Raw genomic sequence first — 24,542 nt, 5'->3', positions numbered from 1 at the left:
GCCGACGAGCTGTTCTCCGTGCTGATGGGCGAGGACGTCGAGGCCCGCCGCTCCTTCATCCAGCGCAACGCCAAGGACGTCCGCTTCCTGGACGTGTGACGCCTGCACCCCAGGCCCCGCACGTTCCAGTCCGCGTGAAAGGAAACTGACCACCAGTGGTCGACGACAACCGTCCCGAAGGCGAACAGCCCGAGACGCCCGAAGCCGCCGAGGCCACCGCCCAGGTGACGATGCGGATCGAGCCGGTCGAGCTCGAGACCGAGATGCAGCGCTCGTACCTCGACTACGCGATGAGCGTGATCGTCAGTCGTGCGCTGCCCGAGGTCCGCGACGGCCTCAAGCCGGTGCACCGCCGCGTGCTCTACGCGATGTACGACGGCGGGTACCGCCCCGAGAAGGGCTACTACAAGTGCGCCCGCGTCGTCGGCGACGTCATGGGCAACTACCACCCGCACGGTGACACCTCGATCTACGACACCGTGGTCCGCCTGGCCCAGCCGTGGTCGATGCGGATGCCGCTGGTGGACGGCAACGGCAACTTCGGTTCCCCGGGCAACGACCCGGCGGCGGCCATGCGCTACACCGAGTGCAAGATGATGCCGCTGGCCATGGAGATGATGCGCGACATCGACGAGGAGACCGTCGACTTCGCGGCCAACTACGACGGCCGCTCGCAGGAGCCGACCGTCCTCCCGGCCCGCTTCCCCAACCTGCTGGTCAACGGTGCCACCGGCATCGCGGTCGGCATGGCCACCAACATCCCGCCGCACAACCTCCGCGAGGTCGCCTCCGGCGCGCTCTGGTACCTGGAGAACCCGGAGGCCTCGGCCGAGGAACTGCTGGACGCCCTGGTCGAGCGGATCAAGGGCCCGGACTTCCCGACCGGCGCGCTGATCGTCGGCCGCCGCGGGATCGACGACTACTACCGCACCGGCCGCGGCTCGGTCACCATGCGCGCCGTGGTCGAGGTCGAGGAGATCCAGGGCCGCCAGTGCCTGGTGATCACCGAGCTGCCGTACCAGGTCAACCCGGACAACCTCGCGCTGAAGATCGCCGACCTGGTGAAGGACGGCAAGATCGCCGGCATCGCCGACGTCCGCGACGAGTCCTCCTCCCGCACCGGCACCCGCCTAGTGGTCGTGCTCAAGCGCGACGCGGTCGCCAAGGTCGTGCTGAACAACCTGTACAAGCACACCGAGCTGCAGACCAACTTCGGTGCCAACATGCTGGCCCTGGTCGACGGCGTGCCGCGCACCCTGTCGCTGGACGCCTTCATCCGGCACTGGGTCAACCACCAGGTCGAGGTCATCGTCCGGCGCACCACCTTCCGCCTGCGCAAGGCGGAGGAACGCGCCCACATCCTGCGCGCCCTGCTCAAGGCCCTGGACCTGATCGACGAGGTCATCGCGCTGATCCGGGCCTCGGCGAGCGCCGACGCCGCCCGCACCGGCCTGATGGGCCTGCTCGACATCGACGAGCTCCAGGCCAACGCCATCCTGGAGATGCAGCTGCGCCGCCTGGCCGCCCTGGAGCGCCAGCGGATCATGGACGAGCACGACGAGCTCCAGCGCAAGATCGACGAGTACAACGCGATCCTGGCCTCGCCGACCCGCCAGCGGGAGATCATCTCCGAGGAGCTCACCGCGATCGTCGAGAAGTACGGCGACGAGCGGCGCTCCACCCTCATCCCCTCCGACGGCGACCTCTCCATCGAGGACCTCATCGCCGAGGAGGACATCGTCGTCACCATCACCCGTGGCGGCTACGTCAAGCGGACCCGCTCCGACCTCTACCGCTCGCAGAAGCGCGGCGGCAAGGGCGTGCGCGGTGCCCAGCTGAAGCAGGACGACATCGTCGACCACTTCTTCGTGACGACGACCCACAACTGGATCCTGTTCTTCACCAACAAGGGCCGGGTCTACCGCGCGAAGGGCTACGAGCTGCCGGACGCCGGGCGCGACGCCCGCGGCCAGCACGTCGCCAACCTGCTGGCGTTCCAGCCGGACGAGCACATCGCCCAGGTGATGGCCGTCCGGACGTACGAGGACAAGCCGTACCTGGTCCTCGCCACCCGGGCCGGCCTGGTGAAGAAGTCCCCGCTGAAGGACTACGACTCCCCGCGCTCCGGCGGCCTGATCGCGATCAACCTGCGCCAGGACGAGGAGGGCCGGGACGACGAGCTGATCGGCGCCGAGCTGGTCTCCCCCGAGGACGACCTGCTGCTGGTCTCCAAGAAGGCCCAGTCGATCCGGTTCACCGCGACCGACGACGCCCTGCGCTCCACCGGCCGCGCCACCTCCGGCGTCAAGGGCATGGCGTTCCGCGAGGACGACGAGCTGCTGTCGATGAACGTCGTCCGTCCGGGTACCTACGTCTTCACCGCCACTGACGGCGGGTACGCCAAGCGCACCGCCGTGGACGAGTACCGTGTCCAGGGACGCGGCGGCTACGGCACCAAGGCGGCGAAGATCGTCGAGGGCCGGGGTTCGCTCGTCGGCGCGCTCGTGGTCGACGAATCCGACGAGATCATGGCGATCACCCTCTCGGGTGGGGTGATCCGCACGAGGGTTTCCGAGGTTCGTGAAACCGGACGTGACACCATGGGCGTCCAACTGATCAACCTCGGAAAGCGCGATGCGGTCGTGGGCATGGCCCGCAACGCGGAGGCCGAGGACGAGGAGATGGCGGAGGACGAGGTGGCGGGTACCGAGTCCACCGAGACGGCCGAGGGCGCGGAGACGGCGGTCGACGGAGACGTCGAGGCCTGACCCGAACCGCAGACCGGTTCCGCCGCGTCCAGTGAAACGGACGCGGCGGCACCGGACGCCGACCAGTTCCGGGCAATCCCGCCGGGCGCTGGATGACGAGTGACGAAGCAGGGCGGCACCGCCGTCCTGGTGGGAAGTGCGGGAGGACCAGGTGAGTGGAGCCACGGGTGCTGCGGGAGGAACCTCCGGCGGCCGTCCGGGCGCGCAGGGCGGGGGGTCGTACGGCGTTCCGCAGCCGCCGACCGAGCACTCGGCCGCGTCCACCTCGCTGATGCCACCGGTCGGCGGAGCGGGCCAGAGCGGTGCGACCTACGGCGGGCAGCAGCCCGCCTCGGCGAGCGGCGGCCAGGCCGCCGGATCAAGCGGCTTCTCTCAGCCGACCACGTACGCCAAGGGGCAGCCGACCCCGGCCCGGGGCACCCGGACCGCGGGGCACACCCCGCCCGGCGGCACCCCCACCGGCGGGGCGGCGCGTCGCCCCGCCGCGGCCCCGGCCCCCGTGGTCGGCGGCGCCGGTCTCGGCCGGACGCGCAAGGCCCGGCTGCGGGTGACCAAGGTCGACCCGTGGTCGGTGATGAAGGTCAGCTTCCTGCTGTCGCTGGCCGTCGGCATCATCATCATCGTGGCCGCGGCCGTGCTGTGGATGACGCTGGACTCGCTCGGCGTCTTCGACTCGCTGACCAAGACCCTCAAGGACGTCACCGGTTCGGACAGCAACGGTGGCCTGAACCTGATGGACTACGTCGGGTTCGGCAAGGTGATGACCTTCACCACGCTGATCGCCGTGGTCGACGTCGTCCTGCTGACCGCCCTGTCCACGCTCTCCGCGTTCATCTACAACGCGGCGGCCGGCTTCACCGGCGGCGTCGAGCTCACCCTGGCCGAAGAGGACTGATTCCGGCCGGATCCTGACCCACGGTCAGTTCTCCGTCCGGGGGCGGAATGTACGGGCCCCACCGGCTGTTCCAGCCGGTGGGGCCCGTCGGCATTTCGGGTGACAGTCGGCTGCCCGCGGCGTGCCACCCGGAAACCGGGCGGCCGCGGTGGGATTAGCTGGGTGCCGCCCGTCCCGCGCCTGGGAGTGCCGCAGGCCGCCCCCGGTCCGCCCGACCGGGTCAGCTGAGGTTCCACAGGACGACTGGACGGAGGCGCGCGGTGGGGAAGCTCGCAGGTCAGCTGGTGGAGGCCCTGGAAGGGCTGTTGGGGGTCCCGGTGCCGCTGCGGGTGCAGGCCTGGGACGGCAGCGTCGCCGGGCCTCCGGGCGCGCCCACCGTGGTCCTGCGCAACCGCCGGGCGCTGCGCCGGCTGATCTGGCAGCCGGACGAGCTGGGCCTGGCCCGGGCCTACGTCTCGGGGGACCTCGAACTCGCCCCCGGCACCGACCTGTACGAGACGCTCACCGCCGTCGCCCGCTTCGCCGAGCTGCCGGAGATCCGCACCATGGCCTTCGGGCCGCGGGACGTGCTCGGCGCCAAGGGCCGCCGGGTGCTCGCCGCCGCGCTGCGGGCCGGGGCGGTCGGCCTCGAGCCCGAGCCGCCCCGCGAGGAGGTCCGCAGGGCCTCGGGGCGACTGCACAGCCGCAGCCGGGACCGCGCGGCCATCAGCCACCACTACGACGTCGGGAACGACTTCTACCGGCTCGTGCTGGGCTCCTCGATGGTCTACTCGTGCGCCTACTGGACGCCGGAGGCGAAGAGCCTGGAGGCCGCCCAGGAGGCCAAGCTCGACCTCATCTGCCGCAAGCTCGGCCTGCGCCCCGGAATGCGCCTGCTGGACGTCGGCTGCGGCTGGGGCTCGCTGCTGCTGCACGCGGCGGAGCACTACGGGGTCACCGCCGTCGGCGTCTCCATCTCCCGGGAGCAGGTCGCGCTGGCCCGCGCCCGGGTCGAGGAGGCCGGCCTGTCCGACCGGGTCGAGGTCCGGCTCCAGGACTACCGGGAGATCACCGACGGGCCCTTCGACGCGATCTCCAGTGTCGGGATGGCCGAGCACGTCGGCTCCGAGCAGTACCGGCTCTACGCCGAGGGCTTGTACCGGCTGCTGGTGCCCGGTGGCCGGCTGCTCAACCACCAGATCGCCCGCCGCCCCGACCTCCCCGGTGAGCAGCACCGCACCAGCCCCTTCATCGACCGCTACGTCTTCCCGGACGGCGAGCTCTCCCCCGTCGGCTCCACCGTGGCGCGGCTGGAGGAGGCCGGCTTCGAGGTCCGGGACGTCGAGTCGCTGCGCGAGCACTACGGGCTGACCCTGCGCGAGTGGGTGGCCAACCTGGAGGCGCACTGGACGGAGGCGGTCCGGCTGGTCGGCCGCGGCCGGGCCCGGGTCTGGCGGCTGTACATGGCGGCCTCCGCGCTCGCCTTCGAGCAGAACCGGATCGGGATCAACCAGGTCCTCGCCGTCCGCAGCACCGTCGAGGGCTCGGCGGGCCTGCCGCCGACCCGCGAGGAGTGGCTGCTGCGCCCGGTCTCGGGTGCGCCGGAGCTGGTCGCGGGGGGTGCCGCCGCAGCCACGGCCGAGCCGGATTTGGGAGATCGGCCGTCGGTCCGCTAATCTTTCAGTGCGGCAAGGGCCTATAGCTCAGACGGTTAGAGCGCTTCCCTGATAAGGAAGAGGCCACAGGTTCAAGTCCTGTTAGGCCCACAACCGCGAAGGGCCCGGAGTGATCCACTCCGGGCCCTTCGACAGTTCCCGGGATCGGGCGGGGCCGTGCTGCGGCCGGAATCCGGTACGATCTCTGTTCGGTGAGGGCCTATAGCTCAGACGGTTAGAGCGCTTCCCTGATAAGGAAGAGGCCACAGGTTCAAGTCCTGTTAGGCCCACCTCCACGAAGGGCCCGGAGTGATCCACTCCGGGCCCTTCGGCGTTCTCCCCCGTTGCTGTCCTCGGCCGTTCTCCCGCCGCCGGGCCGGGAACCCCCCGCCCGTCCCCGCGGTTCCCCGGGGAGGGACGGTGGAGGGTTGGTGGCGGCATGGCGTGGTTGTGGGCGATGAGCATCCCCGGACCGGTCTGCGCCCTGGTGGTGCTGGCGGCGCTCGACCAGCTGGCGCTGCGGGCGGGCCGTGCCTGCTGGGTGCCCTGGCGGGGGACCGGCCGGGAGGGGCAGATCTCGGCCACCGGTTTCGAGCAGCTGCACGCGCAGTTCGCCGCGGGCAAGCAGCATGAGCTGGACGAACGCGGCAGCACCCTGATGCTGCGCGACGAGGAGGGCGAGGGGGCGCCGCCCCGGACCAGGGTGGACCTGGCGGGCGGCACGGCCGTGGTGGTGGTGCCGGACCGCCCGGCGGAGGGGCCCGCGGAGGGCCCGCGGACGGGGCGGTGAACGGCCCGGAGGGCCGGGCCTGATCCACCGGCGCGCCGGACGGGTCCCGGTGCGCCGGACCGCCCGCCAGGAGGTGCGGCGTCAATCCTGGGACCGGACCGCCGGGTTGGCCGTGCCGGTGGCTGGTCACGATTGGGACACCGGTGTGTATCATCGGCCGCAAGGGCAGTCTGGCACCCGGCCGCCCGTTCGCGCTCGAAACACAACTGGACTCGTCGGCCCGGTCAGTCCGGCCGGATCCGGCTCTTGAGTCCACCAACGCAAGAAGGACGAGGTCCCGCGGTGAAGAAGCTTCTCCTGGTCGCCCTGGTCGCCCTCGGCGGCTTCTTTGTCTACCGTCAGGTCCAGGCGGACCGCGCCGAGCAGGACCTGTGGACCGAGGCCACCGACCCGGTCCCGGCCGGTCGCTGAACCCCCGGCGATCTGACGATCGACGAATTCCGGAGGCGCCCGTCGGCGCCTCCCGGGCCGGCCGGCCCGGTCGACGCACCGGACCGGCCGACCCTCTGGAACAGCAGCGTTCCGGGGGGACGGCGCTGGGAATCGCGCCGGAAACCGGTACGCTAGTGCCCGTTGGCACGTGCGGTGCCGTCGAGGGGCATTAGCTCAGTTGGTAGAGCGCTGCCTTTGCAAGGCAGATGTCAGGAGTTCGAGTCTCCTATGCTCCACAATTCGCGGTAGTGGCCGATCGGCGTTTCCGGGCCTTCCGGGTGTCCGGGCGTTTCCGCGCGGTCAGCGCGGTCAGCGCGGCCCGGGGCCGTCCTCGGCGGTGGGGCCGTCGTCCTCGGTCACCGGGGCGCCGTCCGCGGACTCGGCGGGGGCCTCCGGGCCGGAGCCGTTCACCGGGGCGGACGTGGCGTGCGCGCCGGTCGGCCGGGACTCCTGCGGGGCCGGGGGCTCGACCAGCCACTCCGGGTTGCTGTGCCGGCGCCACCACTGCCAGGCCACGATGCCACTGCCGATCGCCAGCAGGCCGGCCACGGCCAGCCCCGTGGCCAGGCGGCTGCAGTCCTTCTTCCTGGCGTTCCGGGCGGCCAGCTCGCTGATCTCGGCCGAACTGACGTTGCCCTGGAGGGCGGTCAGCGCGGCGGCGCCGCGGATCTGGGCCTCGTGGGCGACCGGGCCCACGGTGGCGCGGGCCTCCTCGACCGCGTGGGCGACCCTGGGGGCCACGGAGGCGCGCGCCTGGTCGGCGGCCCGGGTGGCGGACAGGCGGGCCGCCAGAGCGGCCTCCTGGGCCCGGTGGAGGGCCTTCAGGGCGTTCTGCTGGGCCTCCGGCGGCAGGCTGGCGAAGGCATGGCCGATCTGCGGGGCGAGATGCCTGTCGTACTGGATGCGGAGATTGTGGGCGGCCAGCGCGGCCTTCGGGCCGAGGGCGTCCAAGGCGGGGCCGAGGCGCTGCTTGGCGCCGTCCGCGAACTGTGCGGCGGTGTCCCGGGTCCTGGTGGCCGTCTCTCGGGCCGAATCCGAAAAGCTCACGAGTCTCTCCTCCTGGGTGGCGTCCTATATGCACATATCCACCTGAATGCTGATCATGCATCCTGATTTGTCCGAAGGCAGGTCGGAGTGGGCCGTTCGCGGGGTGCGGGCGGGGTGGCGGGCTGGTCCGGGTAGGCCGTTCGCGGGGCCCCTGCGGGGTGGCGGGCGGGACGGGCGGGCGGGACGGGCGGGCGGGACGGGCGGGTGTGGGGGAGCGGGCCCGGGGGCCGGGGTGCGGCAGTAGGCTGGCGGTTTCGGAGGTCGTGTACGGGAAGGGGACAGCGCTGATGCTCCCGGACGAGCCGCACCCGTCGGCCGAGCGGTCCCCGGAGGCCGGCCCGCCCGGCTGCTACCGGCACCCGCGGACCCCCACCGGGGTCTCCTGCACCCGCTGCGGGCGGCCGATCTGCCCGCAGTGCATGGTGACCGCCGCGGTGGGCTTCCAGTGCCCGGAGTGCGTGGGCGCCGGCCACGCCGGGTCGCGGCAGGCGACCACCCGGTTCGGCGGGGCCCTGGCCGCCGACGGCGGGCTGGTCACCCGGGTGCTGATCGGCCTCAACGTCGTGGTCTGGGTGCTGGCGGCCTACGTCCTCACCCCGCGGCTGGGCCAGACCTGGTCGCTGTTCAGCGCCGGGCGGGACATCCTCGGCGGCCCGGCGGGCATCGCCGACGGCCCGGACCAGTGGTACCGGCTGCTGACCGCCACCTTCCTGCACCTGGAGTGGTGGCACGTGGGGATGAACATGCTGGCGCTGTTCTGGCTCGGCCCGCCGCTGGAGGAGGCGCTCGGCCGGCTGCGCTTCCTGGCCCTGTACCTGGTCTCCGGCCTGGGCGGCAGCACCTTCGCCTTCCTGGTGGCCGGCGACTGGATGAACTCGGTGGGCGCCTCCGGGGCGGTCTTCGGGCTGATCGGCGCCACGATCGTGCTGCAACTGCGGAACAGGGGCCCGCTGGGCCCGGCGATGGCGTTCCTGGTCTTCAACCTGATCGTCACCTTCTCCCGACCGGGCATCGACTGGCGGGCGCACGTCGGCGGCCTGCTGCTGGGCTCCTTGGCGGCGGCCGGCCTGATGTACGCCCCGCGCGAGCGCCGCGGGCTGGTCCAGGCGCTGGCGGTGGCGGGCGCGGTGGCCGTCGAGGCGGGGATGCTGCTGACCGGGATGGCGCTCTACGGGTCCTGACCGTTCGCGCGTTTGTCCACAGTGGGTGCGGGGTTGTGCACAGGCTGTGCGGCCGTCCGGTTGTGGACTGCTGTTCTACGCGTGTCCTGCTGTGCGGTTCTCTCGTTCCGGAGGCGTTGTGCACAGCTGTGTACGGCCCCGCGCGGGAAAGTTATCCACAGGCTGGGGAGACTTTTCCCCAGTGTGGATAACCATGTGGATAAGCACGCCAGTCCGATGTGGGGACAAACGGCCGGATTCCCGTACGGCTCCGGGCATGCCTGACCGCCGTCCCGGGACGAGCGATCCGGGACGGCGGGAGACGGCTCGGGTCGGAGCCTCAGGACGGGCGGGCCGTCACTTCCACTGGGTGGAGACGCCGAACCCCGCGGCGATGAAGCCGAAGCCGACCAGGATGTTCCAGTTCCGCCAGCTCTCGACCGGGTAGCTGCCGCTGGTCACGTAGTACGTGACGATCCACACCAGGCCGACCAGGAAGAAGGCCAGCATCAGCGGCGCGACCCAGCCGCGGCCCGAACTGATCTTCACCGAGGCCGTCGTCGGCGGGGTGTAGTCGGACTTCTTGCGGAGTCGAGACTTCGGCACGAGGAGCTCTCCTGTCGATGCGCTGTGAGACCGCGCGGGGTGCAGCGGGTGGAATCGGCCGCGGTCGGCTGTGGAGGAAGTCCTGGGACCGCTCCGCCACATGCCACCGGCGTCCGTTAGCGTAGTGGCTCGGCGGGTCTTGAGGAGATAAGGGTACGGTGACTAATTTGTCGATTCCCCCCGAGCCGGCCGCTACCCGCCGCTCCGGCACCCGATTTGTCGGACGTGCCCTGACCTGCGCCGTCTTCGCGCTCGCCGGTCTGCTCTTCTACATCAGCGCGCAGACCGCCCGCGGCACCGACCTGCGGACCGACAACTCGCTGCTCAGCCTCGGCGACGTGATCCGCCAGCGCAGCGCGCAGAACCAGCAGGCGCAGTCCCAGCTCGCCGACCTCCAGACCCGCGCCCAGCAGCTCACCGAGCAGCAGGGCCACGACCCCGCCGACCTCGCACAGCTGGACGGCCTGCGCACGGGCGCCGCACTGGAGCCGCTCCAGGGCGGCGGCCTGACCGTCACCCTCAACGACGCCCCGCCGAACGCCACCGCGCGCATCCCGGGGGTGGCCGAGCCCGGCGTCAACGACCTGGTCATCCACCAGCAGGACATCCAGGCCGTGGTCAACGCGCTGTGGCGGGGCGGCGCCGAGGGCGTGCAGGTGATGGACCAGCGCCTGATCTCCACCAGCGCCGTCCGCTGCGTCGGCAACACCCTGCTGCTCCAGGGCCGGGTCTACTCCCCGCCGTACGTCGTCAAGGCGGTGGGCCGGACCGACGCCCTGCGTTCGGCCGTCGACGCGGACCCGACGATCCGCAAGTACCTCCAGTACGTCCAGGCGTACGGGCTGGGCTGGAAGGTCCAGGAGAGCGGCGAGCTGAACCTGCCCGGCTACTCCGGCACCACCGAGCTGCGGTCGGCGGGCGGGCAGCAGTAGCGGACCGGCCCCCGGCCGTGCACGGCGGGTCTACTCTTTAACCCAGTCCGCTACGTCGAGGGAGCACCATGTACGGCTGGATCTGGCGTCACCTCCCGGGGAACACCCTGGTCCGGGCCGTCGTCTCGCTGCTCCTCGTCCTGGGGATCGTCTACCTCCTCTTCACCTACGTCTTCCCGTGGGCGGAACCGCTGCTCCCCTTCGGCGACGTCACAGTGGACGGCGGCGGCGACGGTGCCGCGACCGGCTGAGCCGGCGGGCCCCGCACCCCCCTCCCGCACCGCACCCCACGGAGACCACGCGCGCATGACGACCCGGACGACCCCGCCCCGCATCCTGGTGGTGGACAACTACGACAGCTTCGTCTTCAACCTGGTCCAGTACCTGTACCAGCTCGGCGCCACCTGCGAGGTGGTGCGCAACGACGAGGTGACCGTCGAGCACGCCGTCCGCCGCTCCGGCGAGGAGGGCTTCGACGGGGTGCTGCTCTCCCCCGGTCCCGGCGCCCCCGAGGAGGCCGGGGTCTGCATCGAGATGGTGCACCACTGCGCCCGGATCGGGCTGCCGCTGTTCGGCGTCTGCCTGGGCCTGCAGTCGATCGCGGCCGCGTACGGCGCGGTGGTCGGCCGGGCGCCCGAGCTGCTGCACGGCAAGACCTCGCCGGTCGAGCACGAGGACGGCGGGGTCTTCGAGGGCCTGCCCTCGCCGCTGACCGCGACCCGCTACCACTCGCTCGCGGTCGAGCCGGCCACCGTGCCGGCCGAGCTGGTGGTCACCGCGCGCACCGGGAGCGGCGTGATCATGGGCCTGAGGCACCGTGAACTGCCGGTCGAGGGCGTGCAGTTCCACCCCGAGTCGGTGCTCACCGAGGGCGGTCACCGGATGCTCGCCAACTGGCTCGCGGAGTGCGGCTTCCCGCAGGCGGTCGACCGGTCGGCCGGGCTCGCCCCGGTGATCGGCCGAGGCTGACCGGCGTGACCGCGCTGCGTCCGGAGGGACGCTTCCAGCCGGAGGCGGACCCGTACGGCACCGTGCAGCAGTACGGCGGACCCCGGTACCCGGGCCAGGACGACGGCACCGGCGGTGCGCCCTACGGGCAGCACCCGGTGCAGACCGCGCCCGAGGACGCCTGGGGCGTGTACGAGCAGGCCCGGGAACCCATCGTGGACGGGCCCGAGTACCCCTGGCTGCCCGACCAGACCCTCCAGCTGCGGCTGCCCCCGGACATCGGCGCGCCGGCCGAACCGGCCCCCACCGGCGGCCGGGCCGAGCGCCGCCGGGCCGCCCAGGGCCGCACCTCGCTGCGCTCCGGCAACGGCCGGCGCCGGGCGGGCGGCCGCGCCGCCGGGCGGGCGCGCCCCAAGGAGTCCCCGCTGGTGGTGGCCGCCCGGGGCGTCGGCGAGCTGTGCATAACGCTCGGCGTGGTGATGCTGCTCTTCGTGGCGTACCAGCTCTGGTGGACCAACGTGCAGGCCGACCAGGCCGCCGACGGGGCCCGCAACGAGCTGGAGCAGCAGTTCAACGCCGCCGCGCCCGTCAAGCCGGGCCAGCCGGCGCCGGACCCGAACAAGCCCGAGGTGTTCGAGCCCGGCAAGGGCTTCGCCATCATCCACCTGCCCAAGCTGGGGCTGAAGTTCCCGATCGCCGAGGGCACCTCCAAGTCGGCGGTGCTCGACAACGGCCTGGTCGGCCACTACTCCGGCACCGGCATGCCGGGCGACAAGGCCGGCAACTTCGCGCTGGCCGCCCACCGCAACACCCACGGCGAGCCGTTCCGGTACATCAACCAGCTCGGCAAGGGCGACAAGATCGTGGTGGAGACGGCCGCCGGCTACTACACCTACGAGGTCACCGGGGGCATCCCGGAGACCTCCCCGAACAACGTGAGCGTGATCAAGCCGGTGCCGAACGGCGCCGGGTACACGGGGCCCGGCCGCTACATCACGCTGACCACGTGCACCCCGGAGTTCACCTCCAAGTTCCGTCTCATCGTCTTTGGCAAGATGATCGAGGAACGGCCGCGTGCCCAGGGCAAGCCGGCCGCGATCACGGGCGGGTAGCCGCCCGGCCGTCCGGCCCGGAGGGGGAGCACCGCAGATGCAGGACGAGAGCGCGCAGTCGGCCGAACCGGAGCGGGGGGAGGCCTCCTCCCTGCCCGATCCGCGCGCCGGGCGGGGACGGAGCCGGGCGCTGGTCGCGCTGGGGGTCTTCGGTGAGCTGCTGATCACTCTGGGCCTGGTGCTCGGCCTGTTCGTGGCCTACTCGCTGTGGTGGACCAACGTGCAGGCGGACCGCTCGGCCTCGGCGGCCGCCGACCGGCTGCGCAGCAGCTGGGCCGCCGGCCCGGTCCCCGGTCCCTCGGCCGTGCCCGGTGCCGCCCCGGCCCCCGGTGCCTCCGGCGCCCCCGGTGGGCCCGGTGCCCCCGGAGCCGGGCCCGCGTCCGCGCCGAAGGAGTTCGAGGTCGGGGCCGACGTCGGCTTCCTGCACGTCCCGGCGATGGGCAGGGGCTTCCAGGTGCTGATCCGGATGGGCACCTCCACCGAGGTCCTGGACGACGGCGTGGCCGGCGTGTACGAGCAGCCGTACAAGGCCGCGATGCCCTGGGACCAGCAGGGCAACTTCGCGCTGGCCGCCCACCGGGACGGCCACGGCGCCAAGTTCCACGACCTGGACGCCGTCCGCCAGGGCGACGCGGTCGTGGTCGAGACCCGGGACAAGTGGTACGTCTACAAGGTCGACAACACCCTGGCGGAGACGTCCAAGTACGACACCGGCATCGTGGCGCCCGTCCCGGCCCGCTCCGGCTACGCCGGGCCCGGCCGCTACATCACGCTGACCACCTGCACGCCGGTGTACACCTCGCGCTACCGGATGGCCGTCTGGGGCAGCCTGGTGCGGGTGGACGACATGGACGCCAAGCGCACCCCGCCGCCGGAGCTGCGGCGCTCCTGAGGCCCCTCACAGGCCTCCTCGGGACCTCCCGGGGACCTTCCGGGGCCGGGTACGGAAACGCCCGAGGGCCCGCCGCAAGCGTTGCGGCGGGCCCTCGGGCGTGCTCCGTGCTGCTGGTCCCCCGGCTCAGTCGAACCAGGGGAATATCGGAGGCCTAGTGGTCCCCTTTGGGGGGTGTGGTGGTGGGGTCGCCCCCTTTGGGCGGTTCGGCCGCCTTGGTGTACAGCTGGATCTGGGTGTTCGGGTCGACCGCGGTGCCGGCCGGCGGGTTGGTCTGCTGCACCGTCGCGTTCGGGTCCGAAGGGCCGCTGACCACGATGTAGGTCAGGCCGAGCTTCTGCAGCTGGGGCCCGACGTCGCTCAGCTTGACGTTCTGCAGCGGCGGGACCTGGGGCTTGTCCTGCGCCTTGAAGACGGTCAGCGCGATCTTGGAGTTGGCCGGGGCCTTGGTGTTGGCCGGGATCGACTGGAAGGAGACGGTGTTGACCTTGCTCGGGTCGGGGGCCGGCGCGGTCTTCGAGGCGTCCACCTGGAAGCCGAGGCCCTGGAGGGTGGCCGTCGCGTCCTCCTTCTGGGCGCCGACCACGTTCGGCACGTTCACCTTGGCCTTGCCCTGCGACACGGTCAGCTTGATCGCGGCGCTCGGGTCGACGGCCGCGTTGGCCGCCGGGTCCTGGGCGGTGACGGTGTCCTGCGCGGCGTTGTCGTCGTCCTTGTACTCGGTGGTGACGTTGGTGAAGCCGAGGTCGGCGAGCGCCTTGACGGCCTGGTCCTTGGGCTTGCCGACCACGCTGGGGATCTGCGCCTTGGCCGGGCCCGAGGAGACCTGCACCGTGATGGTGGAGGTCTCCGCGACCTGGGTGCCCGCCGTCGGGGTCTGGGTGCAGACCTGGTCCTTCTTGACGTTGGTGTCCGGGCAGGCGATCTTGTCGCCCTCGGTCACCACGAGCTTGGGGCCGGCCCCGGCGGCGGCCGTCCTGGCCTCGGCCAGGGTCTTGCCGACCAGGTTCGGGGCGGTGACCTTCGCGGCCTCCTTGGTGCCCTTGTCGCCGAACATCGCCTGGGCGACGAAGAAGGTGCCGACCAGGACCAGCACGGCGGCCACCGCCAGCACGACCCAGGAGGTGTTGCTCTTCTTCGGCGCGTCCTCGCCCCGCCGGCCTCCGCGGCCGTAGCCGTCGTTGCCGCCGCCCGCGGCGCCCGCGTAGCTCTGGCCGTAGCCGTCGTCCTGGTAGCCGCCCTGCTGCCCGTAACCGGGCTGCCCGGAGGCCTGCGGCAGGACGGTGGTCGGACCGCCGCCCGGCTGCTGCGGCAGCACGTTGGTCTGGCCGTACGGGTCGTGCTGCTGCGGGTAGCCGTTCTGGTCGTAGCCGTACCCGGCCGCGCCCATGCCGTACGCGGCCTGCTGGGCGGCGGCCACCGGCAGGCCGTCGAGGAAGCGCTCGATGTCGTCGCGCATCTCGTCGGCGGTCTGGTAGCGGTAGTCCCGGTCCTTGGCGAGCGCCTTCAGGACGATCGCGTCGATCTCGGGGCGCACCTCGGGGTCGAAGACGGACGGCGGCTGCGGCTCCTCCCGGACGTGCTGGTAGGCCACCGCGACCGGCGAGTCGCCGACGAACGGCGGGCGGACGGTCAGCAGCTCGTAGAGCAGGCAGCCGGTGGAGTAGAGGTCGGAGCGGGCGTCGACCTGCTCGCCCTTGGCCTGCTCGGGGGAGAGGTACTGGGCGGTGCCGATGACGGCCGAGGTCTGCGTCATGGTCATACCGGCGTCACCCATCGCACGGGCGATGCCGAAGTCCATGACCTTGACGTTGCCCTGCCGGGTCAGCATCACGTTGGCCGGCTTGATGTCGCGGTGCACGATGCCGGCCCGGTGCGAGTACTCCAGGGCCTGGAGGATGCCGATGGTCATCTCCAGGGCGCGCTCGGGCAGCAGCCGGCGGCCGGAGTGCAGCAGCTCGCGCAGCGTGGACCCCTCGACGTACTCCATCACGATGTACGGGATGGAGATGCCGTCGATGTAGTCCTCGCCGGTGTCGTACACGGCGACGATCGCGGGGTGGTTCAGGGACGCCGCCGACTGCGCCTCGCGGCGGAAGCGGGCCTGGAACGACGGATCCCTGGCCATGTCGGCCCGGAGCGTCTTCACTGCGACGGAGCGGCCGAGTCGGGTGTCATGGGCGAGGTACACCTCGGCCATGCCGCCGCGTCCGAGGACGCCGCCGAGCTCGTACCTGCCGCCGAGGCGACGAGGCTCTTCCATAGTTCCGACCCTCTCCCTCACCCGCCGGTGAGGTTGTGACGTAGGTGTCCCCGCACGCTCTGGGTGACGCCGCGCGGTCCGCGACCGGTTCTCCGGCCGGGCCGTGCGGTGCCTCGCGGGCGGCAACGGGCACACCCGCTGCTTGCGGATACGCTACCGGTCGCACCGCACTGGACCGGAGTCAGCCGTCGGCCGATATCAGACCGGTATCCGGACGGGACGGCCGATCGTGACGCTTCCCTCACCCCGGATCCCCGCTCCTACTTGCCGAGTGCGGCCTGCATCACCGCCTTGGCGATCGGGGCCGCGAGCCGGCCGCCGCTGATGCCGTCGCGGTTCTGGGAACCGTCCTCGACCACCACCGCGACCGCGACCGACTGGCCGTCCGGGGTCTTCGCCCAGGAGGTGAACCAGGCGAAGGGCAGTCCGGCGTTGTCCTCGCCGTGCTGCGCGGTGCCGGTCTTGCCGCCGACCTGGAGGCCGGGGATCTTGGCGTTGGTGCCGGTGCCGTTCTCGACCACCGAGACCATCAGGTCCTGCATCTTCTGCGCGGTGGCCGGGCTCATCGCCTGGGAGAACTGCTTCTCGGTGTGCTTGGAGACGGTGGTCAGGGTGGCCGAGCGCTCCTGGTCGACCAGGTACGGCTGCATCAGGCTGCCGTTGTTGGCGATCGCGGCGGAGACCATGGCCATCTGGAGCGGGGTGGCGCGGGTGTCGTGCTGGCCGATCGAGTCCTGGGCGGTGCCGTCCAGGCTCGCGCTGTCCGGGAAGACGCTCTTCTCGGACCGGACCGGGGTGTCGATCGTGCTGTTGAAGCCGAACTTCTCGGCCTGCGCCCGCATCCGCTCCTTGCCCAGGTCCGCGCCCATCTTGGCGAAGACCGTGTTGCAGGACTGGTCCATCCCGGACTTGACGGTGGCGTTCTCGCAGCGCTCGTTCGGGCTCTCGTTCTTCAGCTGGGTGCTCGTGTTCGGCAGGATGTACGGCTCGGGCGTGTCCGTGGCGTCGTCGATGCTCTGGTAGCGGCCGTTCTCGAACGCGGCGGTCGCGGTGACCAGCTTGAAGGTCGAGCCGGGCGGATAGGTCTCCTTCAGCGCCCGGTTGAGCATCGGCTTGTTCGGGTCCGCGTTGAGGTCCGTCCAGGCCTTGGTGTCGGCCGCCTCGCCGCCGGCGAAGGTGCCGGGGTCGTAGGACGGGGTGGAGACCAGCCCCAGGATCGCGCCGGTCTTCGGGTCGAGGGCGACCACCGCGCCCTTCTTGTTGCCCATGGCGTCGAAGGCCGCCTTCTGGACCTTGGCGTTGATGGTGGTGACGACGTCGCCGCCGCGCTTCTGCTCGCCGGTCAGCATGTCCAGGGTGTTGCGGAAGAACAGCCGGTCGTCGGTGCCGGAGAGGATGCCGTCCTCCAGGTTCTCCAGCTGGTTGGAGCCGTAGGCCTGGGAGGAGTAGCCGGTCACCGGGGCGTACATCGGGCCGTCGACCCAGGAGCGCTTGTACTTGTAGCGCAGGCCGTTGACGAAGTCGGACTTCGTGACCGGCTGGCCGCTGACGATGATGTTGCCGCGCGGGTGGGCGTACCGGTCGTACAGCTGGCGCTTGTTGTTCTTGTCGGTCGCCCAGGACTCGGCCTGGACGCCCTGCACCCAGTTGGTGCGCACCATCAGGGCCAGGATCAGCACGAGGCAGAAGATCGAGACCCGGCGGATCGGCTTGTTCATCGGGCGGGTCCTCCCTGGCCCTCGGTGGTCGGGGCCGGTTCGGCCCCGGGGCGGCGCGCGCTGTCGCTGATCTTCAGCAGGATCGCGACCAGCGCCCAGTTGGCGACCACGGACGAACCGCCCTGGGCGAGGAACGGCATGGTCATACCGGTCAGCGGGATCAGCCCGGTGACACCGCCGGCCACGACGAAGACCTGGAGCGCCATCGCCGAGGACAGGCCGACGGCGAACAGCTTGCCGAACGGGTCGCGGGCGGCGATCGCGGTGCGCAGGCCGCGCTGCACCAGCAGCGCGTAGAGCAGGAAGATCGCCATCAGGCCGGTCAGTCCGAGCTCCTCGCCGAAGGAGCCCAGGATGAAGTCGCTCTTGGCCGCGAAGCCGATCAGCCAGGAGCGGCCCTGGCCGAGGCCCGAGCCGGTGACCCCGCCGGAGCCGAGCGCCATCAGGGACTGGCCGATCTGCTCGGTGGCGCCCTTCGGCGGGTTCGGGCCGAAGACGGCCATCGGGTCGAGCCACGCGTTGATGCGGATCTTCACGTGGTTGGCGGTCGAGGCGACCGCGACCGCGCCGCCGACCGACATCAGCAGGCCGAACAGGATCCAGCTGGTCCGCTCGGTGGCGACGTAGAGCATCACCACGAACAGGCCGAAGAACAGGAAGGACGTGCCCAGGTCGTTCTCGAAGATCAGGATCAACAGGCTGAGCAGCCAGATCACGATGATCGGACCGAGGTCGCGCCCGCGCGGCAGGTACAGGCCCATGAACCGGCGGCTGGCCAGCGCCAGGGCGTCCCGCTTGACCATCAGGTAGCCGGCGAAGAACACCGTCAGGACGATCTTGGCGAACTCGCCGGGCTGGATGGAGAAGCTGCCCAGCCGGATCCAGATCTTGGCGCCGAAGTCCTCGTCCCGGGACGGGAAGAAGGCCGGCGCGGCGAGCAGGACCAGGGCCACCACCATCGAGATGTAGGTGTAGCGCTGGAGCACCCGGTGGTCCTTCAGCAGCACCATCACCGCGATGAAGCCGGCGATCCCGAGGGCCGACCACATCAGCTGGTTCTCGGCCGCCGGGTAGTTGCCCCGGAGCAGCTTGCCCGCCTTGTCCAGCCGCCAGATCATCACCACCCCGAGCCCGTTCAGCAGGGTGGCGATCGGCAGCATCAGCGGGTCCGCGTACGGCGCGAAGCGGCGCACCAGCAGGTGCGCGACCATGGCCAGGGCACCCATGCCGAACCCGTAGCCGAGCATGCCGGCGGGCAGCTTGCCGTCCATCGCGAGGCCGACGTTGGCGTACGCGAGGACCGGCAGCAGCACCGCGAAGGCCAGCATGGCCAGCTCGGTGTTGCGCCGGTTGGGCGCCTCCTGCGGGGAGATCGTGGTGTTGCCCCGGCGGCGGGGGACGGCGCGTTCGGCCGCCCGGCGCCGGCCGGACCGGGTGGTTTCTTCGCTCAGGTCGTAGCTGCTCACGTGGTGACCGCTCCCTGACGGCCGGCCAGCCCGCGCGGGGCGGACCTGTGTCGGATCACGGACGTCACTGCTTCGGGCAGGAGTTGGCCCGGCTGAGTTCCTCGTCGGTCAGCGGAGCCTGGTCGCCCTGCGCGCCGGCCACCGGAGGGGTGGTGCCCGGCGCCGGGGCGGGTGCCGCCGGAGCGGTCGGCGTGGCCGAGGGCGCGGTGGAGGGGTTCGCCGCGGCCGGGCCGCGGTTCTTCTCGGTCGGGGTGGGCGTGGTGGCCGGGTACGCGGCCTGCACCGCCTGGGTGGCCGGCGGTGCGGCCGGGGCGGTGGCCTTCGCGGCCCGCTGGCAGAGCTGGACCCAGCCGTCGAGCTCGTTGACCGTCGACTGGGCGTCCTTCATGCTGCCGACCGAGATGGTCTTCTTCACGTGGACCTGCTGGTCCTCGGGCAGCCACTTCAGCTGGATCTTGCTGTACGAGGAGTGCACTGACGACAGGCTCAGACCGGCCAGGTTCTGGTTGATGCCCTGGTAGATCGCGACGTGGTCGTCCTGGGTGCCGACGTAGTACTGGTCCTGGGTCCAGCGGTAGCCGAACCAGCCGGCGCCGCCGAGCAGGCCGAGCGTGACCAGGACGGCCAGCGAGACGGTCAGTCCCTTGCGCTTGCGCTTGGCGGGCCGGTCCTCGTCGAAGTCCTCGGTGCCGTACACCGAGGGCTCGCCGGAGCCGTAGCCGCCCTCGTACCCCTCGGCGGGGCCGAAGCCGCCCTGTTCGGCGCCGTAGCCCGCCTGGTAGCCCTCGGCGGGGCCGAAGGCGCCCTGCGGGCCGCGGCCGAGGCCGGCGGCGCGGCCGGCCGGGGTGTCCGCGATCGAGCGGTCGGCGGCGGCCGAGGACGGCGGGGCGTCGGCGACCGCGCCGACGACCACCGGGACGTCGTTGAACTGGCCGCTCATGGTGTCCGTGGCGCCGACGTCGATGACGTCCGCCACGATGCAGGTGATGTTGTCCGGACCGCCGCCGCGCAGCGCGAGCTGGATCAGCTCCTGCACGGTCTGCTCGGGCGAGTAGTAGCTGCCCAGGGTGTCCTGGAGGGTCTGGTGGCTGACCGGGCCGGAGAGGCCGTCGGAGCAGATCATGTAGCGGTCGCCGGCCCGGACCTCGCGGATCGACAGGTCGGGCTCGACCTGGCCGCGGCCGTCCAGCGCCCGCATCAGCAGCGAGCGCTGCGGGTGGGTCTCGGCCTCCTCGGGCGTGATCCGGCCCTCGTCGACCAGGCGCTGCACCCAGGTGTGGTCCTGGGTGATCTGCACCAGGGAGCCGTCGCGCAGCAGGTAGGCGCGGGAGTCGCCGACGTGCACCAGGCCCATCCGCTGGCCCGTCCACAGCATGGCGGTCAGGGTGCAGCCCATGCCCTCCAGCTGCGGGTCCTCCTCGACCATCTGACGGAGCCGGTCGTTGGCGCCCTGGACGGCGTCGCCCAGCAGGGTCAGCAGGTCGGCGCCCGGCACGTCCTCGTCCAGCCGGACGATCGAGCCGAGCACCTCGGAGGACGCGACCTCGCCGGCCGCGGCACCGCCCATGCCGTCGGCCACGGCCAGCAGCCGCGGCCCGGCGTAGCCGGAGTCCTCGTTCCCCTCCCGGATCAGTCCCTTGTGGGAGCCGGCGGCGAAGCGCAGCACCAGGGTCATGCGACCTGTGCCCCCCTCTGGGTCATGGACGGGATGCTGTCCCTCATGCGCTACTACTTCCGCAGTTCGATGACGGTCCTGCCGATACGGATCGGCATGCCCGGCTGGAGCGGGGTGGGCGCGGTCAGGCGCTGCCGGTCCAGATAGGTGCCGTTGGTGGAGCCTAGATCCTCGACCGTCCACTGCCCAGTCTGATCCGGATAGATCCTGGCATGCCGGGAGGACGCGTAGTCGTCGTCCAGCACGATGGTGGAGTCGTGCGCGCGGCCGAGCGTGATGGTCTGGCCCTGGAGCGCCACCGTGGTGCCGGCCAGCGAGCCCTGCACCACGACGAGCTGGGTCGGGCCGCCGCGACGGCGGCCCCCGCCGCCCTGGGTCTGGCCCGCCGCCGGGCCGGCCTGGGTCGGCGCCGCGGCACGCGCGGCGGGGGCGGCGGTCGCGGTGGCCGCGCCGCCGGCGGTCGCCGCGTTGGTGCCGCGACGGGAGGAGCGGGGGTTCACCTTGGTGCCGAACAGGTCGCTGCGGATCACCTGGATCGCGACGATGACGAACAGCCACAGCACGGCCAGGAAGCCCAGACGCATGACCGTGAGGGTCAGTTCTGACATGACCGTCCCGCCAGTCGGTGAGCGAGGCGCGCGAACAATTCGGACACTACCCTTCGACCTGCCGGTAGACGATGGTGGTGGAGCCCACGACGATTCGGGAGCCGTCGCGGAGCGTAGCGCGCTGGGTGTGCTGTCCGTCCACCACGATGCCGTTGGTGGACCCCAGGTCGAGCACCATCGAAGGGGTGCCGGGCCGGATCTCGGCGTGCTTGCGGGAGACCCCGGGGTCGTCGATCCGCACGTCCGCCTCGGTCGAGCGGCCGAGCACGCAGGCCGAGCCGGTGATCTGATGCCGGGCGCCGTTCACCTCGACCCAGCGGCGCATCCCGGCGCCGCCGTGGCCCGCGCCGGGGAACGCCCGGACGTTGCCGCCGGCGGGTGCGGGCGGACCGGGGGGCATCGCGGGGGGCGCGGCCGGCGGCGGGGGCGCGTTGTACTGTCCGGCGCCGGGCTGCTGCCACGGGGCGCCGGGGGCCGGAGCGGCCGGCGGACGGTCGTAGCCGGGCTGCGGCGGCGCGTACTGCTGCTGCGGGGGCTCCTCGGCGGCGAGGGTGCGGCTGCGCACCCGGTACAGCCCGGTGTCCAGGTCGTCGGCCTTCTCCAGGTTCACCTGGAGCGGGCCCATGAAGGTGTACCGCTGGGCCTCCGCGTACTCGCGGACCATGCCGGCCAGCTCGGTGCCGAGCTGCCCGGAGTAGGGACTGAGCCGCTCGTGGTCGTGCGGGCTCAGCTCGACGATGAAGTCGTTCGGCACGACGGTGCGGTCGCGGTTCCAGATGCTCGCGTTGTTGTCGCACTCGCGCTGCAGCGCCCCGGCGATCTCCACGGGCTGGACCTCGGACTTGAACACCTTGGCGAAGGTGCCGTTGACGAGACCCTCGAGCCGCTGCTCGAACTTCTTCAGCACTCCCATGGGGCACCCCCTTCCAGGGTTCGTTCGCCTGCCTGCCGGCCGGATCCCGCCCGGGACCCGGTCGCGCCTCCTACTTGCGGTACTTCCGTACTGATCGTATCCACGCCGGGCCCTTCCGTACGGTTCCCGGACCGTGTGGTGCCCGGGGGTGGGCTCGGACACACAGGGTGACGCATTTCGGGTACGGCACGCCAGGTGTGCCCGTCGGAGCAACCTTCCGGCAGTCGTACGGGCGTTCGTCGGGCATCGGTTCGGGTGTCGCCGGGGTCCCCGGACAACGGATTCGGAGCAGTCCCCCAGGTCGTGCTAATGTTTTCCACGTCGGAAGGGCCGCCCGAAAGGGAGGCCGGTCCAAGGAAGTGCGAAGTACCGATGGTACCGAGCGCCCCGGAAGATCGGTCGGCAACGAGGACAACACCCATGCGCGGGTGGCGGAATAGGCAGACGCGCTGGATTCAGGTTCCAGTGCCCGAAAGGGCGTGGGGGTTCAACTCCCCCCTCGCGCACAGCGAAGCCCCGCAGATCTACGGATCTGCGGGGCTTTTTTGTCGTCCGTTCCGGGCCCGGCGGCCACCGGTGCCGTTTCCGGGGCGGATCAGTCGCGGCTGGCCGGGAGTTCGGCGCGGACCTCGAAGCCGCCGTCCGGGGTCGGCCCGGCGGTGAGGGTGCCGCCCAGCAGCTGGGCGCGCTCGCGCAGGCCGACCAGGCCGTGGCCGCCGCCCGGCAGCGTCTCGGCCGGGCGCACCGACGGGGCCTCGTTGCGGACCTCGACCCGCAGCCGGCGGCCCTTCGCCCGGACCCGCACGTGCACCGCCGCCTCCGGGGCGTACTTGGTGATGTTGGTGAGCGCCTCCTGGACGGTTCGGTAGGCGGCCCGCTCCACCGCCTCCGGCCACGGGCGGTCGCCGGGGAGCAGCTCGGAGTCGGCGGCCAGGCCGCTCTCCTCGATCAGCCGGGGCAGGTCGGCCAGCCGGGGCTGCGGGGCCAGCGGGGCGTCCGGCAGCCCGCCGGTGCCGCGCAGCACCCCGACCATCTGGCGCAGCTCGTCCAGGGTCCGCACGGACAGTTCGCGGATGGTGCGGGCGGCGGTCACGGCCGCCGGGTCGGCGCTGCTCACCTGGAGCGCTCCGGCCTGGATGCTGATCAGGCTGACCTGGTGCGAGACCACGTCGTGCATCTCCCGGGCCAGCCGGCCGCGCTCGCTGATCAGCACCCGCTCGGCCAGCAGCCTGCTCTCCCGCTCCTGGCCGCGGGTCAGTTCGTCCAGCCGGGCGGCCAGCTCCCGCCGGGTGCGGGCGAGCAGACCGGTGGCGGCCGGGCCGGCGGCCAGCATCACGGCCTGGATGGCGTCCAGCGCGGTGGCGCGGCTGAGGTCGATGAGGTCCTCGGGCAGCGGCCAGTGGAAGAACTCGACCAGGACGAACAGGACGCCGCAGGGGATCACGACCCGGGGGCGGGGACGCTCGGCGGCCACCGAGTAGACGGCCGTGATCGGGGCCAGCCAGATCTCGTCCACGAAGCTGCCCGGCATGGTGAGCAGCAGCACGGTCACCGGGAAGCGGCGGCGCCAGAACAGGGCGACGGCGGCCAGCGTGGACAGCGCCACCTGCCACCAGGCGGCCTCCCGGGCCACCAGGGCGGCGTCCAGCAGGGAGTAGAGGACGGGCAGCAGCAGCATCAGCCAGGGGGCGGTGCACCAGGCCGGCAGCCGTCTGGAGGGCAGGTGGTCGGCGGCCGTCATGCCCCGTCGCCGGGCTTGGGCCGGACCAGACCGGCCCGGTGGGCCAGGACGGCGGCCTGGACCCGGTTGGCGGCGCCGAGCTTGCCGAGGATCGCGCTGATGTGGTCCTTGACCGTGCCGGTGCCGAGGAAGAGCCGGTCGGCGATCTCGGCGTTGGACAGGCCCTCGCCGAGCAGCGCGAGCACGTCGAGCTCGCGGCCGGTGAGGGTGCGGGCGAGCGCGGTGGCCTCGGCGTCCGGGCCGCCGCCGTCCACGTAGCCGCCGATCACGGTGCGGGTGACGGTCGGGGAGAGGATGTTGCCGCCGGCCGCGAGCACCCGGACGGCGTGCACCAGCTGATCGGGAGCGGTGTCCTTGAGCAGGAAGCCGGCCGCGCCGGCCCGCAGCGCGGTGCCGATGTACTCGTCGGTGTCGAAGGTGGTGAGCATCGCCACGGCGGGCGGGTCGGGCAGGGCGCGCAGGCGGCGCAGCACCGAGATGCCGTCGAGGTCGGGCATCCGGATGTCGAGCAGCACCACGTGCGGGCGCAGCCGCCGGACGTGCTCCTCGGCCTGACCGCCGGAGCAGTCGCCGACCACCTCCAGGTCGTCGGCGGACCCGACGATCAGGCCCAGGCCGGAGCGGACCAGGATCTCGTCGTCGACGATCAGCACGCGGGTGGTGGTGATGGTGCCTCCTCGGTTCGGGCGGCCGGGCGGGCGGTCCGCGTGGTTGTTTTGAGAGTAGGGGTTGCCGCAGGGGGGTGCCGAACGCTCGGGCGGTGCTCACCCCCGCCGTTCGGCGGGGGTGGGAATCCGCTACCCGGTTCACGCAATTCTCAGCTTCGGTGGGGAAACATGGAGTTGGCTGACCTTTTCCGGCCGCTTCTTCCATTCGTGCGGTCGGCCGGGTGAGGTCGCCGGTCAGTCCGTCGGGCCCGAGCGGGCGCCCGGCGTCGGGCCG

The 24,542-nt window shown here is 71.9% G+C and carries 21 protein-coding genes and 4 tRNA genes; 15 read left to right on the top strand and 10 right to left on the bottom strand.

Annotated features, from left to right (window positions below; translation table 11 throughout):
* The first annotated feature begins 230 nt into the window (after positions 1-230).
* From gyrA to ABZ449_RS30390, 8 genes are all read left to right on the top strand, one after another.
* Positions 231-2,768: a DNA gyrase subunit A gene (gene gyrA, locus ABZ449_RS30425; protein WP_360352603.1), complete on the top strand. Its 2,538-nt coding sequence runs from the start codon at positions 231-233 to the stop codon at positions 2,766-2,768.
* Positions 2,769-2,919: 151 nt separating this feature from the next.
* A complete protein-coding gene (locus ABZ449_RS30420) occupies positions 2,920-3,663 on the top strand; it encodes a DUF3566 domain-containing protein (RefSeq protein ID WP_360352592.1) in 744 nt (247 codons plus the stop codon).
* A gap of 260 nt (positions 3,664-3,923) precedes the next feature.
* A complete protein-coding gene (locus ABZ449_RS30415; protein WP_360352590.1) occupies positions 3,924-5,318 on the top strand; it encodes a cyclopropane-fatty-acyl-phospholipid synthase family protein in 1,395 nt (464 codons plus the stop codon).
* A 16-nt stretch (positions 5,319-5,334) separates the two neighbouring features.
* Positions 5,335-5,408 (top strand) — tRNA-Ile (locus ABZ449_RS30410).
* A 105-nt stretch (positions 5,409-5,513) separates the two neighbouring features.
* Positions 5,514-5,587, top strand: a tRNA-Ile gene (locus ABZ449_RS30405).
* Positions 5,588-5,736: 149 nt separating this feature from the next.
* Positions 5,737-6,087 (top strand): DUF6191 domain-containing protein, encoded by a 351-nt coding sequence (locus ABZ449_RS30400; RefSeq protein WP_360352588.1) that lies wholly within the window; start codon positions 5,737-5,739, stop codon positions 6,085-6,087.
* 282 nt (positions 6,088-6,369) lie between these two features.
* Positions 6,370-6,498 carry a DLW-39 family protein gene (locus ABZ449_RS30395; RefSeq protein ID WP_014137031.1) on the top strand — a complete coding sequence of 43 codons (129 nt, stop codon included), beginning with the start codon at positions 6,370-6,372 and terminating at the stop codon, positions 6,496-6,498.
* Between the two features lie 184 nt (positions 6,499-6,682).
* Positions 6,683-6,755 (top strand) — tRNA-Ala (locus ABZ449_RS30390).
* A 73-nt stretch (positions 6,756-6,828) separates the two neighbouring features.
* Here the strand turns inward: ABZ449_RS30390 and ABZ449_RS30385 are convergent.
* Positions 6,829-7,566, bottom strand: a complete 738-nt coding sequence (locus tag ABZ449_RS30385; protein WP_360352586.1) for a DUF5324 family protein — start codon at positions 7,564-7,566, stop codon at positions 6,829-6,831.
* Positions 7,567-7,853: 287 nt separating this feature from the next.
* Here ABZ449_RS30385 and ABZ449_RS30380 point away from each other — a divergent pair, with 287 nt between their 5' ends.
* On the top strand, positions 7,854-8,747 hold the full coding sequence (locus ABZ449_RS30380) for a rhomboid family intramembrane serine protease (protein ID WP_360352584.1): 894 nt from the start codon (positions 7,854-7,856) through the stop codon (positions 8,745-8,747).
* A 336-nt stretch (positions 8,748-9,083) separates the two neighbouring features.
* Here the strand turns inward: ABZ449_RS30380 and crgA are convergent, their stop codons facing one another.
* Entirely contained in the window at positions 9,084-9,332 is a 249-nt protein-coding gene (gene crgA / locus ABZ449_RS30375; protein ID WP_360352582.1) for a cell division protein CrgA, read from the bottom strand.
* Positions 9,333-9,505: 173 nt separating this feature from the next.
* Here crgA and ABZ449_RS30370 point away from each other — a divergent pair, with 173 nt between their 5' ends.
* The 5 genes from ABZ449_RS30370 to ABZ449_RS30350 all read left to right on the top strand — a co-directional run bounded on the left by ABZ449_RS30370 (position 9,506) and on the right by ABZ449_RS30350 (position 13,216).
* On the top strand, positions 9,506-10,264 hold the full coding sequence (locus tag ABZ449_RS30370; protein WP_360352601.1) for a DUF881 domain-containing protein: 759 nt from the start codon (positions 9,506-9,508) through the stop codon (positions 10,262-10,264).
* A 68-nt stretch (positions 10,265-10,332) separates the two neighbouring features.
* Entirely contained in the window at positions 10,333-10,515 is a 183-nt protein-coding gene (locus tag ABZ449_RS30365) for a hypothetical protein (protein WP_360352580.1), read from the top strand.
* 55 nt (positions 10,516-10,570) lie between these two features.
* The gene (locus ABZ449_RS30360; protein ID WP_360352578.1) at positions 10,571-11,233 is read left to right on the top strand and encodes an aminodeoxychorismate/anthranilate synthase component II; all 663 of its coding nucleotides are present in this window, start codon (positions 10,571-10,573) and stop codon (positions 11,231-11,233) included.
* A 5-nt stretch (positions 11,234-11,238) separates the two neighbouring features.
* A complete protein-coding gene (locus tag ABZ449_RS30355; protein WP_360352576.1) occupies positions 11,239-12,324 on the top strand; it encodes a class E sortase in 1,086 nt (361 codons plus the stop codon).
* 37 nt (positions 12,325-12,361) lie between these two features.
* The gene (locus ABZ449_RS30350; RefSeq protein WP_360352574.1) at positions 12,362-13,216 is read left to right on the top strand and encodes a class E sortase; all 855 of its coding nucleotides are present in this window, start codon (positions 12,362-12,364) and stop codon (positions 13,214-13,216) included.
* A gap of 154 nt (positions 13,217-13,370) precedes the next feature.
* Here ABZ449_RS30350 and pknB read toward each other — a convergent pair whose 3' ends face one another.
* The 6 genes from pknB to ABZ449_RS30320 all read right to left on the bottom strand — a co-directional run bounded on the left by pknB (position 13,371) and on the right by ABZ449_RS30320 (position 21,859).
* Positions 13,371-15,479: a Stk1 family PASTA domain-containing Ser/Thr kinase gene (pknB, locus tag ABZ449_RS30345; RefSeq protein WP_360352573.1), complete on the bottom strand. Its 2,109-nt coding sequence runs from the start codon at positions 15,477-15,479 to the stop codon at positions 13,371-13,373.
* 260 nt (positions 15,480-15,739) lie between these two features.
* Positions 15,740-17,197, bottom strand: a complete 1,458-nt coding sequence (locus tag ABZ449_RS30340; protein ID WP_360352571.1) for a penicillin-binding transpeptidase domain-containing protein — start codon at positions 17,195-17,197, stop codon at positions 15,740-15,742.
* Positions 17,194-18,570 (bottom strand): FtsW/RodA/SpoVE family cell cycle protein, encoded by a 1,377-nt coding sequence (locus tag ABZ449_RS30335; protein WP_360352599.1) that lies wholly within the window; start codon positions 18,568-18,570, stop codon positions 17,194-17,196. Before ABZ449_RS30335 ends, ABZ449_RS30340 begins: the two co-directional genes overlap by 4 nt.
* A gap of 157 nt (positions 18,571-18,727) precedes the next feature.
* Positions 18,728-20,338, bottom strand: a complete 1,611-nt coding sequence (locus tag ABZ449_RS30330) for a protein phosphatase 2C domain-containing protein (RefSeq protein WP_360352569.1) — start codon at positions 20,336-20,338, stop codon at positions 18,728-18,730.
* A 53-nt stretch (positions 20,339-20,391) separates the two neighbouring features.
* Entirely contained in the window at positions 20,392-20,946 is a 555-nt protein-coding gene (locus tag ABZ449_RS30325) for an FHA domain-containing protein (RefSeq protein ID WP_360352567.1), read from the bottom strand.
* 46 nt (positions 20,947-20,992) lie between these two features.
* Positions 20,993-21,859, bottom strand: a complete 867-nt coding sequence (locus ABZ449_RS30320) for a DUF3662 and FHA domain-containing protein (RefSeq protein WP_360352565.1) — start codon at positions 21,857-21,859, stop codon at positions 20,993-20,995.
* A gap of 422 nt (positions 21,860-22,281) precedes the next feature.
* On the opposite strand from ABZ449_RS30320, the gene ABZ449_RS30315 reads away from it, so the two are divergent.
* A tRNA-Leu gene (locus ABZ449_RS30315) sits at positions 22,282-22,365 on the top strand.
* An 89-nt stretch (positions 22,366-22,454) separates the two neighbouring features.
* On the opposite strand, the gene ABZ449_RS30310 is transcribed toward ABZ449_RS30315, so the two are convergent.
* Together ABZ449_RS30310 and ABZ449_RS30305 are read right to left on the bottom strand one after the other, a co-directional pair.
* Positions 22,455-23,600, bottom strand: a complete 1,146-nt coding sequence (locus ABZ449_RS30310; protein WP_360352564.1) for a histidine kinase — start codon at positions 23,598-23,600, stop codon at positions 22,455-22,457.
* Positions 23,597-24,250 carry a response regulator transcription factor gene (locus ABZ449_RS30305; RefSeq protein ID WP_360352597.1) on the bottom strand — a complete coding sequence of 218 codons (654 nt, stop codon included), beginning with the start codon at positions 24,248-24,250 and terminating at the stop codon, positions 23,597-23,599. Before ABZ449_RS30305 ends, ABZ449_RS30310 begins: the two co-directional genes overlap by 4 nt.
* Positions 24,251-24,542: the final 292 nt, after the last annotated feature.

Origin of the sequence: Kitasatospora sp. NPDC005856 (genome assembly GCF_040629945.1) — a bacterium.
Classification (GTDB): domain Bacteria; phylum Actinomycetota; class Actinomycetes; order Streptomycetales; family Streptomycetaceae; genus Kitasatospora.
This window is presented reverse-complemented; position numbering and strand designations above follow the sequence as displayed.